Source organism: Zobellia uliginosa (assembly GCF_900156625.1).
In the GTDB taxonomy this organism is placed as follows: Bacteria; Bacteroidota; Bacteroidia; order Flavobacteriales; family Flavobacteriaceae; genus Zobellia; species Zobellia uliginosa.
Window position 1 is genome coordinate 748,890 of sequence record NZ_FTOB01000004.1, and the last position, 13,896, is coordinate 762,785.

The following is a 13,896-nucleotide window of genomic DNA, read 5'->3' on the forward strand; positions in this document are numbered from 1 at the left end:
AGTTACGAAGATTTATAGCTTCTTTTGGCACTTAAAGCTTCTAAAAGCAAATAAAACTGAACCCCAAAAAGTAAGCTTGCCAATACAAGGTGAACCGTTTGTGAGCCGAACGGAAAATCAAAGTAATACATGGCAATGCCCGAAATGACCTCAATGAACAAAAAGGCCAATACCCAATTGATCTTTGAAAAATGAAGCTTGTACTTGTAGATGCGTTGGGCCAATAATAGGTTGAGTAAGACAACTATAATGGAAAAGGTCCGGTGTACGTAAAATTGCCAGTTGGCATTTGTCAACCATTGGTCTTTGGCAGCTTCGCCAAGCAGGTCTATACGGTCATCGACAAATTGCCTGACCTGGGTGCCCAATACCACCTGAATTGTGGTCAAGGCCAATACAAGCCATAAAAGCGAGACTATGTTTTTATGCGTTTTGGGTCGTTCCGCCAGGGGCTTGGTCTCATGTATAATATAGAGTATAAACGCTACGATTACCAAGGCCATGACCATGTGCACGGTAATCTTTACAGGCTCTAAAAGGGAATAGACGACAGTGGCCCCCAACCACGCCTGAAATCCCATTCCGAAGACCACTAACCAAGATAAAAGGGTTATTTTTTTATTCGTTTTCAACAGCTTGAGCGAGAAAATAGCTAGAGCAAGGGTAGCTAAACCGGCCAAGGCCCCGAAAAGACGGTTGATATATTCGATCCAAGTATGGGCAGCGTTAAATTCGGCATAATCGTGCTTTGTGTAGGTTTTCCATTTCGACCGGTCAAAGGAAGAACCTGTATTGAAATCTTCCATCGCAACTTGAAGGGTTTGGTCTACAATAATAATTTGGCCCTTTTTGAATGGGGTATCGGGTCGCCATTGCAATTCTGAAATTTCTGTTGGGGGAATGTAATGTCCAAAACATTTGGGCCAGTCCGGACAGCCCATACCGCTACCGGTCATACGTACTACGGCGCCGGCAATAATGACGAAATACACGAGAACCAAAGCTACTTTCGCAACTTGTCTGAATTTTTTTTGCATAGGAGTGTTTCCTTTGTGCAAAAATAGGACTAGTTGAAGAATTTCGGGCCTTCTTCGGGTATTTCTTGTAGAGGAAAAGCTTATTTTTCTATGACAATGAATTCAGAACGTCGGTTCAGCTGATGTTCGCTTTCCGAGCACTTGACACCGTTGGCACATCGGTTCAATAATTGGGTTTCCCCATAGCCTTTACCTGAAATGCGAGAGGGGTCGATTCCTTTCGATGTAATATACTCGACCGTTCTCATCGCCCTTCGCCTAGAGAGCCATAAATTGTACGCATCCCCTTCCCGGCTATCGGTATGTGAACCTACGGCTATCTTTATATCGGGTCTTTTACTCATATAATCGACCACCTTGTCGAGTTCCGCATAGGCATCTTTCCGCAAGTAAGAACTGTTCAGGTCAAAATAGATGGGGGTAAGCTCCAAGATTTTGACCAAGTCGGAACCTAAATCGGCCACCTTGGTCGATTGTTCGAGCTCTAAATGGACATCTTGAACCTGTTTTTTGTCCTTGGGGGTGAGCATATATAGGTTTGATGCCTCATAACCTTCCTTGGTGCCTGATAGCTGGTATTGTTCCTTTTGACAGGGGATACGCAGGGTGTAGGAGCCGTCCGAAGCCGTTACCGTCTGAGACAGGGTTTCCCCGTCATGGGCAAATGCTTCTATCAAGGTCTGGGCCAGGGGCTTATCGGTGTCCTTGTCACGGGCGGTACCTTCAATAAAGGTGAAACAGTCTGAATCACTTCGCTTTAAGGTGTAAATATCGTCATTGCCAATACCTCCTTTTCGGTTTGAAGCGAAATAGCCGATTTCGCTAGACGTGTCCATAACCAGTGAAAAGTCGTCATCAGGACTATTAATTGGACTTCCCATATTGGTGACCTTATCGTTTTTGTTGGTGTCTATTTTAAAGATATCGAGACCTCCAAGGCCCGGATGTCCGTTGGAAGCAAAGTAGAGTATACCAGAATCGGAAATGAACGGAAAAGTTTCCTTTTCCTCCGTATTGATAAGTTTGCCTAAATTTTTGGGCTCGCCGAACTTGCCATCGGATAGTATATCTACGACATAAATGTCCGATGCTCCCATACCTCCGGGCATGTCGGACGCAAAATAAAGCTTGGTGCCGTCACTACTTAAAGATGGATGGGCTACCGAATAATTAGAGTTGTTGAAGGGAAGGTCTTCGGGTTCGCTCCAAGTACCATCGGAAAGCTGTGACCTGTATATTTTTAGCCTACTTATTCCGTTTTTATCTCTTTTAAACGATTTTTTAGAGAAGTTGTTTCTAGTGAAATAAACTGTTTTGCCGTCTTTTGAAAACGCGGTCGAAGATTCATTGGCTTTGGTGTTCAAGGTTTCGGAAAGCACCGAAGCTTTTCCCGTTTGGCCATCTTCCTTAATTTCCGTTTGGTATAAATTAAGGTAGGGTAATTTGTTGTATGTCTGTACATCGAGATCTCTGGCCGTGGTAAACACTAAATTCCCCGAAAGGTATGAGGGGGCAAAATCAGATTCCCCAGAGTTGAGGTCGGTCAGGTTCTTTATGGTGTATTGTTCTTTTGGAATCTGTATTTCCTTTAAATAATCCGCATTGTCGGCATAAAGACTGGCACGGATATCATTCTTCTTTAACTTTTTGAACTTTTCCATCCAAAGGTGCGAGTCTTCATATCTTTTTATCGATTTAAGGGCTAGGGCATAGCGATAGAGGTAGTCGGGTGAGATAACGATCTCATCGTTTTCAAGAAGTTTTTCGTACCAGAAGGTGGCTACGTCATAGTTAGCGTTGTGGTAATTGGCATTGCCCAGCTTTTTATAAATGGTAATCTCGTCATATCCTTTTTTTAATAGGGAGGGATATGATTCAATGTTTTGCATATAGGCATAGTGGTCAAAATTGTCCGTGTCGTCTTCTTTCTGGTTTATTTGGGAATGGCCGTAAGCACCCAAAAAGAGCAAAAGAAGCGGAACTAGCTTATGTATCGGCAGGATGCTCATTTTAGAAAAATCTTGGGGTTAGGTCAATTTTGTTGTTCTTGATAAATTCGTATCTAAGGAATATTTCAAAGGAACCATCATTGAATTGGGTGCCGCCCAATTCCGATATTTCGCGGTCATAGGCCAGCCCGAGCATAAGTTTTTTTCCCATTTGAAACCCGAAAAGGGCACTTATCGCCGCATCTAACCTATATGCCGCTCCTAAGGTAAATTTTTCATTGATCAAGAAATTGGCGGATAGGTCAACTTGGAGTGGGGCTCCGGCGACCGCCTTTATAAGGTATGCAGGCTTGAATTTTAAAGTAGGGTTCAGGTCGAAGACATATCCGGAAATCAAGTAAAAGTTCATTCGTTCGGAAGCTATTACGGTGCCTTCGTCATCAGGGTTTTGAAAGTGTTCGGTCTCTAACAGACCGGGCACCGAGAGGCCCACGTAAAATTTGTTGGAGTGAAAGTAAACCCCGGCACCGATATTGGGGGAGAACTTTTTATACAGTTCATTTTCTACCGAGGGGGCTAGACTTGCACTGTAGTTTCGCAATTTGTTGAAATCAACATTCAATAAGTGTCCGCCAGCTGTGACCCCAAAGGAGAGTTTATATTTCTGAGAGGTCTGAACGCTGTATGAAAATGCAACATCAAAGCTTGTATTTTGGTTGGTATTGTTTCCTATCTCGTCGTGAACAATGGAAAGGCCCAATCCCATTTTATCCTTATAAGTTCCTTGAATATTAAAGGTTTGTGTGCTAGGAGCCCCGTCGAGGCCAACCCATTGTGATCTATGCAATACAGAAACACCGAGCACCTCCCTAGAACCTGCATAGGCGGGATTCACTGACAATGTATTATACATGTACTGAGTGAATTGTGCGTCTTGCTGGCCGAAGCAGAATGGCATCGTACAGAGTAAAAACAAGATTTTCGTTATCGTACTTTTCATGTTTATTTATTCTCCTTAGTCCTGTAAATAGAGATATCCTTCTTTCATTTTATCCTCGCCCTTAACTACATACTTTATTTTATAAAAATATACTCCGGAGGGTAGTTTTTGATTTTCTATAATGGTAATCCTTCCTTGTGATAGACCGGCGAAGGCATTGTTTTTATTGTCGTATTTAGAAGACTCCCAAACTAAGATTCCCCATCTGTTGTATATCTCTACTTGATGGTCAGGGTAACGCTCTATATTGATAATTCTAAAGCTGCCGTTTAAAATATCCCCAGGTCTGACCAAGTCTAATTCTACGTAAAGTTCACATACGATATGGCTTGGAGGGTTACCACCGATTGAGTCGCAAGGGTCGAGGGGATCGGTATGGTCCCGTACTTCTTGGCCATCGTTAATCGTGTCACCATCCGTATCGGGGTTGGTGGGGTCGGTTCCTCTATCTATTTCCTGTTCGTTGGTTAGGTCGTCCATATCACAATCGGCAATATTCCAATTGTTTGTAGGGGTAAGGGTCTGGCTCGCCAATAGAAAATCACAAAGGTCTAAAGGATTGGTGGCATCGGTTACCTCTTGCCCGTCAATGACCCCGTCACCATCCGTATCGGGGTTGGTAGGGTCGGTTCCCAATGTCTCTTCCTCTTCTTCGGTAAGATTATCATTGTCGCAATCACTGCTAGGTAAGGGTTTGCCTCCGATGGAATCGCAGTCGTCAAAAGGATCCGTCCCATCTGTCATTTCCTTACAGTCCAATATAGTATCCCCATCTGAATCTAGATTGGAAATGGAAACCGTAACGGTTGCGCTTGAATTGCCACCACAGATATTGCCCATGATGGAATACGTGTACACTCCGGCACCGGCACCTTCGGGATTAGGACTCCAAGTACCTCGATTATCATCTGTTCCCAAAAGTGAAAGGAGTTGGGCTTCGGTAACTGTGGTATCCGGACATATAGTAAGTGTAGTATCGGTTCCGGCATTGGGCAGGATTTCTTCGCTAACTGTAATAGTGGCGGTTGCGCTTGGACAACTACTATTGCCCACCGTATAGGTATAGGTCCCGCCACCTGCTAGTGAAGGGGTCCATGTTCCCCCTGCATCGGGGCTTCCACCCAATTGGGCAAATAACTCAACCTCGGTAACGGTGCTGCCTTCACAAATAGTAAGTGTGCCATTGGTACCCGCGTTCGGTAAAGTCTCTTCGGTTACAACGACTTCTGAGCTGTCATTCCCGGTACAAGGTGTCGATGCGCTAACGGTATAGGTGTAGGTTCCGGCTCCTGCAAGGATGGGCGACCACGTCCCCCCTGAATCAGGACTTCCGCCCAATTGGGCAAATAATTGAGCCTCGGTTACGGTGCTTCCTTCACATATGCTAAGTGTGCCATCGGTACCCGCGTTCGGCAAAGCCTGTTCGGTCACGACAACCTCCGCGGTAGCGTCCACGGCACAAGGTGCTGTTGCGGGTACGGTATAGGTATAGGTCCCGGCACCCGCCAAGGCTGGCGACCATGTTCCCCCAGAATCAGGGCTTCCTCCCAATTGAGCGAATAGCTGGGCTGTAGTAACTGTTTCTCCCACGCAAATGGTGAGCGTTCCGTCGATTCCGGCATCTGGAGCTGCTTGTTCGGATACTGTGATTTTTGCGGTATCGTCTACGGCACAAGGTGTTGTTGCGGCTACGGTATAGGTATAGGTCCCGGCGCCTGCTAGGGCAGGGGACCAGCTTCCTCCTGAATCAGGACTTCCGCCTAATTGGGCAAACAACTGTGCTTCGGTGACTATTGTTCCTTCACAAATGGTTAGTACGCCATTGGAACCGGCATCAGGAGTGGGTTGAACCACTACGGTGACAATACTGGTATCATCTACGGTACAGGGTGATGTGGCGCTTACGGTATAGGTATGGGTGCCGTCTCCGTTGTCTGTCCAAGTTCCCCCGGTATTTGGAGAATTACCCAGTTGAGCAAAAAGGTCGGCCTGTGTAAAGGAGTCAATTTCACAAATGGTAAGTGTACCATCGGTCCCCGCATTGGGTGCCGCCTGTTCGGTCACGACCACTTCAGCGGTATCGTTTGCGGTACAGGGAGAAGTGCCACTTACGGTATAGGTATAGGTTCCGGCACCGGCAAGGGCAGGGGACCATGCCCCCCCAGAATCGGGGTTGTCACTTAATTGTGCAAAAAGCTGGGCCTCGGTTACTATGGTTCCCGCGCAAATCGTGAGTGTTCCGTCGGTACCTGCGTTCGGTAAAGCCTGTTCGGTCACGACAACTTCTGAAGTATCGCTCATAGTACATGGGGAAGTAACGCTTACCGTATAGGTGTAGGTTCCGGCGCCTGCAAGGGCTGGCGACCATGTCCCCCCGGTATCCGGATTGTCGTTTAACCGTGCGAATAGTTGTGATTCCGTTACGGTATTTCCCGCGCATATGGTCAGGACGCCATCAGTCCCCGCATTGGGCGCCGCCTGCTCTGTTACCACGACCTCGGATGTATCATCCACGGTACAGGGTGAGGTTGCACTAACGGTATAGGTGTAGGTTCCGGCGCCTGCAAGGGCTGGCGACCATGTTCCCCCGGTATCTGGATTGTCACTTAACTGTGCGAATAGTTGTGATTCCGTTACGGTTGTCCCTGCGCATATGGTCAGGACGCCATCGGTCCCGGCATTGGGTGCCGCTTGTTCGGTCACGACCACTTCAGCGGTATCGTTTGCGGTACAGGGCGAGGTTGCACTTACGGTATAGGTGTAGGTACCCGCACCTGCAAGGGCAGGGGTCCATGTTCCCCCGGTATCCGGATTGTCACTTAACTGTGCGAATAGTTGTGATTCCGTTACGGTAGTTCCCGCGCATATGGTCAGGACGCCATCGGTACCCGCATTGGGTGCCGCTTGTTCGGTCACCACGACCTCGGATGTGTCATCCACGGTACAGGGCGAAGTGGCACTTACGGTATAGGTGTAGGTTCCGGCGCCTGCAAGGGCTGGCGACCATGTTCCCCCGGTATCCGGATTGTCACTTAACCGTGCGAATAGTTGTGATTCCGTTACGGTAGTTCCCGTGCATATGGTCAGGACGCCATCAGTCCCCGCATTGGGCGCCGCTTGTTCGGTTACCACGACCTCGGATGTATCATCCACGGTACATGGCGAGGTTGCACTAACGGTATAGGTATAGGTTCCGGCCCCTGCAAGGGTAGGGGTCCACGTTCCCCCAGTATCAGGATTATCACTTAACCGTGCGAATAGTTGTGATTCCGTTACGGTAGTTCCCGCGCATATGGTCAGGACGCCATCGGTACCCGCATTGGGCGCCGCCTGTTCGGTCACCACGACCTCGGATGTGTCATCCACGGTACAGGGTGATGTGGCACTTACGGTATAGGTGTAGGTTCCGGCGCCTGCAAGGGCAGGAGACCACGTTCCCCCGGTATCCGGATTGTTACTTAACTGTGCGAATAGTTGTGATTCCGTTACGGTAGTTCCCGCGCATATGGTCAGTACTCCATCGGTCCCGGCTTTTGGTGCCGCCTGTTCGGTCACCACGACCTCGGATGTATCATCCACGGTACAGGGCGAAGTGGCACTTACGGTATAGGTGTAGGTTCCGGCACCTGCAAGGGCAGGGGACCATGTCCCCCCGGTATCCGGATCGTCACTTAACCGTGCGAATAGTTGTGATTCCGTTACTGTAGTTCCGGCACAAATCGTCAAAACGCCATCGGTCCCGGCTTTTGGTGCCGCCTGTTCGGTCACCACGACCTCGGATGTGTCATCCACGGTACAGGGCGAAGTGGCACTTACGGTATAGGTGTAGGTTCCGGCGCCTGCAAGGGCAGGAGACCACGTTCCCCCGGTATCCGGATTGTCACTTAACTGTGCGAATAGCTGTGTCTCAGTTACGGTAGTTCCCGCGCATATGGTAAGTGTGCCATCGGTCCCGGCTTTTGGTGCCGCCTGTTCGGTCACCACGACCTCGGATGTATCATCCAGGGTACAGGGTGATGTGGCACTAACGGTATAGGTGTAGGTACCCGCGCCTGCAAGGGCAGGAGACCACGTTCCCCCGGTATCCGGATCGTCACTTAACCGTGCGAATAGTTGTGATTCCGTTACGGTTGTCCCTGCGCATATGGTCAGGACGCCATCGGTACCCGCATTGGGTGCCGCCTGTTCGGTCACCACGACCTCTGATGTGTCATCCACGGTACAGGGTGAAGTGGCACTTACGGTATAGGTGTAGGTACCCGCGCCTGCAAGGGCAGGGGTCCATGTTCCCCCGGTATCCGGATCGTCACTTAACTGTGCGAATAGTTGTGATTCCGTTACGGTAGTTCCCGCGCATATGGTCAGGACGCCATCAGTCCCGGCTTTTGGTGCCGCCTGTTCGGTCACCACGACCTCGGATGTGTCATCCACGGCACAGGGCGAGGTTGCACTTACGGTATAGGTGTAGGTTCCGGCGCCTGCAAGGGCTGGCGACCATGTTCCCCCGGTATCCGGATTATCACTTAACTGTGCGAATAGTTGTGATTCCGTTACGGTAGTTCCCGCGCATATGGTAAGTGTGCCATCGGTACCCGCATTGGGTGCCGCTTGTTCGGTCACCACGACCTCGGATGTGTCATCCACGGTACAGGGCGAGGTGGCACTAACGGTATAGGTGTAGGTTCCGGCGCCTGCAAGGGCAGGGGACCATGTTCCCCCGGTATCCGGATCGTCACTTAACTGTGCGAATAGTTGTGATTCCGTTACGGTAGTTCCCGTACAAATAGTCAATGCTCCATCGGTCCCTGCATTGGGTGCCGCCTGTTCTGTTACTACGACCTCGGATGTATCATCCACGGTACAGGGCGAAGTGGCACTTACGGTATAGGTGTAGGTTCCGGCACCGGCAAGGGCAGGGGACCATGTTCCCCCGGTATCCGGATTATCACTTAACTGTGCGAATAGTTGTGATTCCGTTACGGTAGTTCCCGTGCATATGGTCAGGACGCCATCGGTCCCGGCTTTTGGTGCCGCCTGTTCGGTCACCACGACCTCGGATGTATCATCCACGGTACAGGGTGCTGTGGCACTAACGGTATAGGTATAGGTTCCGGCACCGGCAAGGGCAGGAGTCCATGTCCCGCCGCTGTTGGGTGATCCTCCAAGTTGCGCGAATAGGTCTGCTTCCGTTACTGTAGTTCCCGTACAAATAGTCAATGCTCCGTTGGAACCTGCATCGGGAACAGGTTGTTCCACTACGGTAACTATACTGGTATCGTCTACGGTACAGGGGGATGTTGCGCTTACGGTATAGGTATAGGTTCCGGCGCCTGCAAGGGCTGGCAACCATGTTCCCCCGGTATCCGGATCGTCACTTAACTGTGCGAATAGTTGTGATTCCGTTACGGTAGTTCCCGCGCATATGGTAAGTGTGCCATCGGTCCCGGCTTTTGGTGCCGCCTGTTCGGTCACCACGACCTCGGATGTGTCATCCACGGTACAGGGTGATGTGGCACTAACGGTATAGGTGTAGGTTCCGGCGCCTGCAAGGGCAGGGGACCATGTCCCCCCGGTATCCGGATCGTCACTTAACCGTGCGAATAGTTGTGATTCCGTTACGGTAGTTCCCGCGCAAATCGTCAGGACGCCATCGGTACCCGCATTGGGCGCCGCTTGTTCGGTTATCGTAACAGTTGCGTGTTGGGTATATCCTTTGCTGTCCCTTATACCATAAACAAAACTATCCGAACCGGTGTAACCGGCAGCCGAGGTATAGGTGATATAATCATCCGTCGGGTTAGTAGGGCTACCATTGTCATTTACGGTAGCCGTTCCCCCGCTAGCAGGGCTAATAATAAAGATGCTTCCGGATGAAGGCCCATTTCCCCCAAAATCATCGTTTGAGAGCACATCAATGTCGATGCTACCTTCTTCACAGACCGAAGCCGTATCATCTGTAGTAGTGGGAAAATAACTTATCGTAGGGTCATCTTCCTTATTTCCGTCACTATCGATACCGTTATCGGATAGGTCACTTACATCTTCGGTTCCGTAGGGACTATCGGCCAAAACACTAACTTGATTTACTACCCCTCCGGCTTTTAAGATTGGAGCTGAAAGGGTATAGCTTGCGGAATAGGTCGCCGTTTCACCAGCTTCAAGAGTACCTGCGGTTGAGCCCTCGGATGCACTGAGGAATGTAGGTCCACTTGTTAGGGTTAAAGGGGTTGTGTCTATATCGGAAAAAGTGTCCGTTAGACTTATATTGTCTAGGGTAGTATTTCCTGTGTTCTCTATCGTAATGGTATAATCTACGGTATCTCCGGTACTGATAGGGTCGCTAAAGTTTTCGACCACGGTTTTGGTGGCTTCGATTTTAGGGTCGGCGATAATTAGGTCGGTAAGAACAAACTCTACTTCATCGGATGCAGTAAACAAGGGTATGGAAAGCAATCCTCCTGTTACTTCGACATCCATTTCAATAGATTGTGTGACCTGCTCAACTTGTAAACTACCTCCTCCCGTTCCCGTATGTTCCCCATCACCACATTCGCCTCCACCACTGAATAAAAGGGCTGTATCGTCAATATTGAACCGTGTGGCCGTGGATTGAAAGATATCCCCATTGGATTCTAGTTCCGTCCAAGTCCCGTTGATGAGGTCAAAGTTTCCTGTAGCACTTCTTGCAATTAAGGAGACGACGGCAAATGTTCCTACCTTGTCTACGTGCAGGATGGGTTTCACAATATATACGGGATCACCGGTTGCGGCATCAAAGAAATAGAAGTTAATATTGCCGGAAGAGGATGAACTAGCGGATATTTCCAACGATGGACTACCGAATACATTGGGGTCACTATAGGTAGCGGCACTGGTACAGCCCATGGTTTCAGGACCGTCAATAGAAGCACCACCCGAAACCCTGGCTTCGACACGTACCGAACCATCATCGGTTATGGACTCCCATACGGAAGATGATACCAATGTCCAATTCGTTGTCTGCTGCGCCTTTGTCACTTGGGCAAATAGTAATAGTAGTAATGCCCCGAAAAAATGTTTAGAACGATTCGCCAATTGGGAATATATTTTACAAAGTCAAAAAAATATCACGATTGATACTGTGGATAAAGACTTACAACGTTATACCGTAAAATTAAGGAGGTGGTAAGACCTGGCAAATTATATGTTGTATAGAGGGGGAAAGTAGATGTATAGGCCCCTTGAAGTGTAGGCTAAATTCGATGAAATGCCTTTTTTTAGGATGTATTGCAGGTATTTTGGAGTAAATATTTAGATTTCAAGGTTTTGACCCTCCTTGCAACAAACTTAGAAAAGGTGTAGGATAATTTAAGTTTTTAAAAGAACCTGGGAGCTATGGCCCTTCTTCCAAATCGAGATCGGAATTCATACCTGAGCACTATTTCAAACGAGCCGTCGTTGAACCTAGAACCGCCCAATTCTGAAATTTCCCGGTCATAAGCAAGGCCCAATAATATTTGGTCAGAGGCTTGAAAACCAAAAAGACCGCTTACCGCAGCATCCCACCTATAGGCCGCTCCCAAGATAAATTTGTCCTTGAACATAAAATTAGCGGATAGGTCGATCTGTAAGGGGGCGCCATTTACGGCTTTGAGCAATAAAGTGGGCTTAAACTTCCACCTTTGGTTCAATTCGTATACGTAACCCGTGATTAAATAGAAGTTCATACGTTCTTTGGCCAAGAAGGATGAGCTTGTAGCATTACCGTCGAAATGTTTCGTGGCCAAAAAGTTAGGTACGGAGAAGCCTATATAGAACTTCTCGTCGTAGTAATATACCCCAGCGCCAAAATTCGGTGAAAATTTTCTGTCGATATTGGTCAGGCTGGTACTGGCGACTTCATCGTTATAGTTGGCCAGTTTACTAAAATCCAAATTCAGTACATGTCCGCTTGCCTTTAGTCCGAAGGCAAGTTTTGCTTCCCTGGTGATAGGTACTGTATATGAAAAAACACCGTCGAAGTACGTTTCTTGGCTCGTGCCGTTTCCTATATCGTCATTGACTATGGATAGTCCCACACCGACCCTTTCGGAAACCGGCGTGTGAAAATTGAGGGTTTGGGTTTTAGGGGCTCCTTCTATTCCGACCCATTGGGAGCGGTGGAGCCCGGCAATACTGAAAACTCCCCTAGAACCTGCATAAGCAGGGTTGATGGCCATGGTATTGTACATGTACTGTGTATAATGGGCGTCTTGTTGTGCACTTAGACCACTTAATGAAGAAATGGTAATGAGTACGACCAGAAGGAATTTTTTCATGACTTTTTATTTGGATAAAAAGAAGACATTGTTGTATCTACCTTGGTAAAGATATTTATTTTTCCCGTTTAGCAGCTTTGTAATCGTCGATCGATAAAATAGATCGATGCGATTATCGATTTCACTTTTTAGGAAATAGGAAAAAAGAAGGTGGTTACAACAAATTTAAGCCGGGGTAAGTCCGATAGATTTACCTTTTGCGAGCATATATTCTTTTGCCGCCTCGTATTCATTAGGGATTTCGCCCTCTAGAATGGCCTCTTTAATGGCTTCTTTGATAATGCCTATTTCTTTTGAAGGCTTAAGGTTGAAGGTTTTCATAATTTCCTCACCGCTTACCGGGGGTTGAAAATTGCGTATTTGATCTCGCTCTTCTACCTCGATTATTTTTTGGCGGACAATCTTAAAATTGTTCTTATACCTCCTTTGTTTCTTTGGATTTTTGGTGGTGATATCGGCTTCACAAAGGGTCATAAGGTCCTCTACGTTTTCCCCCGCATCAAAAACGAGGCGGCGTACCGCAGAATCTGTAGCGAAATCTTCGGACAGAACGATTGGCCTAGAGCTCATCAAAACCATTTTTTGAACGAATTTCATCTTGTCGTTCAAGGGCATCCGCAGCCGTTTGAACAATTTGTAGACCATTTTAGATCCAACGAACTCGTGTCCGTGGAAGGTCCATCCTATTTTTTTATGGAATTTCTTGGTCGGAGCCTTACCGATATCGTGCAATAAGGCCGCCCAACGTAGCCAAAGGTTATCCGTAGTTGTTGCAATATTGTCGACAACCTCCAAGGTGTGCCAAAAATTGTCTTTGTGGCGTTGTCCTTCTATTTCTTCTATACCCTGTAATGCGACCAGTTCAGGAAGGATATAGGGTAGGAGTTCTGTTTTATGTAGCAAGGAAAAACCGATGGAGGGCTTGCTACTGGCCAATATTTTGTTGAGTTCATCAACGATTCGCTCTTTTGATATGATTTTTATCCGCTCTTTGTTCACCGTAATGGCTTGGAGGGAATTGTCTTCGATCTTAAAGTTCAATTGCGTGGCGAAGCGAATGGCCCGCATCATACGTAAGGGGTCGTCGGAATATGTAACTCCGGGAGCCAGGGGGGTTCGGATAATTTTTTTTTCGAGGTCGACCAGTCCGTCAAAAGGATCCAGCAGTGCACCAAAATCGGTTGGATTTAGGGAAAGGGCCAAGGCATTGATCGTAAAATCACGACGGTTTTGGTCATCTACCAATGAGCCATCCTCTACTACGGGTTTACGGCTATCCCTATGATAGCTTTCTTTTCGGGCTCCAACGAATTCCAGTTCAATGTCTTCGTGGCGCAACATGGCCGTCCCAAAATTTTTGAAAACACTCACCTTTGGCTTTCCTTCAAGTAAGGAAGCTACTTTTCTGGCAAGGTCAATACCGCTTCCTACGGCGACAATATCGATGTCTTTGGGAGTGCCTCTTTGCAGTAAATAATCCCTGACAAATCCTCCGATAACATAACAGTCCACCCCCAACTCATCGGCCGCTTGTGAAACGATTTTAAAAACTGGATTAGAAAGCGCTTGTTTATAGTTCAAAGATTTCATTTTTAGTTGGCTGCCCAAAATAC

General features: G+C 47.8%; 6 protein-coding genes. All 6 read right to left on the reverse strand.

Annotated elements, in window-relative coordinates:
• Positions 1-2 precede the first annotated feature (2 nt).
• The 6 genes from BW980_RS15815 to BW980_RS15840 all read right to left on the reverse strand — a co-directional run bounded on the left by BW980_RS15815 (position 3) and on the right by BW980_RS15840 (position 13,873).
• Entirely contained in the window at positions 3-1,037 is a 1,035-nt protein-coding gene (locus tag BW980_RS15815) for a COX15/CtaA family protein (protein WP_076456129.1), read from the reverse strand.
• Positions 1,038-1,117: 80 nt separating this feature from the next.
• The gene (locus BW980_RS15820) at positions 1,118-3,046 is read right to left on the reverse strand and encodes an OmpA family protein (protein WP_076456130.1); all 1,929 of its coding nucleotides are present in this window, start codon (positions 3,044-3,046) and stop codon (positions 1,118-1,120) included.
• 1 nt (position 3,047) lies between these two features.
• Positions 3,048-3,986: a PorP/SprF family type IX secretion system membrane protein gene (locus BW980_RS15825; protein WP_076456131.1), complete on the reverse strand. Its 939-nt coding sequence runs from the start codon at positions 3,984-3,986 to the stop codon at positions 3,048-3,050.
• Between the two features lie 15 nt (positions 3,987-4,001).
• Positions 4,002-11,003: a T9SS type B sorting domain-containing protein gene (locus tag BW980_RS15830; RefSeq protein ID WP_076456132.1), complete on the reverse strand. Its 7,002-nt coding sequence runs from the start codon at positions 11,001-11,003 to the stop codon at positions 4,002-4,004.
• A 338-nt stretch (positions 11,004-11,341) separates the two neighbouring features.
• On the reverse strand, positions 11,342-12,283 hold the full coding sequence (locus BW980_RS15835) for a PorP/SprF family type IX secretion system membrane protein (protein WP_076456133.1): 942 nt from the start codon (positions 12,281-12,283) through the stop codon (positions 11,342-11,344).
• Between the two features lie 165 nt (positions 12,284-12,448).
• Positions 12,449-13,873, reverse strand: a complete 1,425-nt coding sequence (locus BW980_RS15840; RefSeq protein ID WP_076456134.1) for a CCA tRNA nucleotidyltransferase — start codon at positions 13,871-13,873, stop codon at positions 12,449-12,451.
• Positions 13,874-13,896 lie beyond the last annotated feature (23 nt).

Excerpts from the sequence above, each read along its gene's own strand:
- BW980_RS15825 (WP_076456131.1), bottom strand. The coding sequence starts at position 3,986 with ATGAAAAGTACGATAACGAAAATCTTGTTTTTACTCTGTACGATGCCA.
- BW980_RS15815 (WP_076456129.1), bottom strand. The coding sequence starts at position 1,037 with ATGCAAAAAAAATTCAGACAAGTTGCGAAAGTAGCTTTGGTTCTCGTG.
- BW980_RS15820 (WP_076456130.1), bottom strand. The coding sequence starts at position 3,046 with ATGAGCATCCTGCCGATACATAAGCTAGTTCCGCTTCTTTTGCTCTTT.
- BW980_RS15835 (WP_076456133.1), bottom strand. The coding sequence starts at position 12,283 with ATGAAAAAATTCCTTCTGGTCGTACTCATTACCATTTCTTCATTAAGT.
- BW980_RS15840 (WP_076456134.1), bottom strand. The coding sequence starts at position 13,873 with ATGAAATCTTTGAACTATAAACAAGCGCTTTCTAATCCAGTTTTTAAA.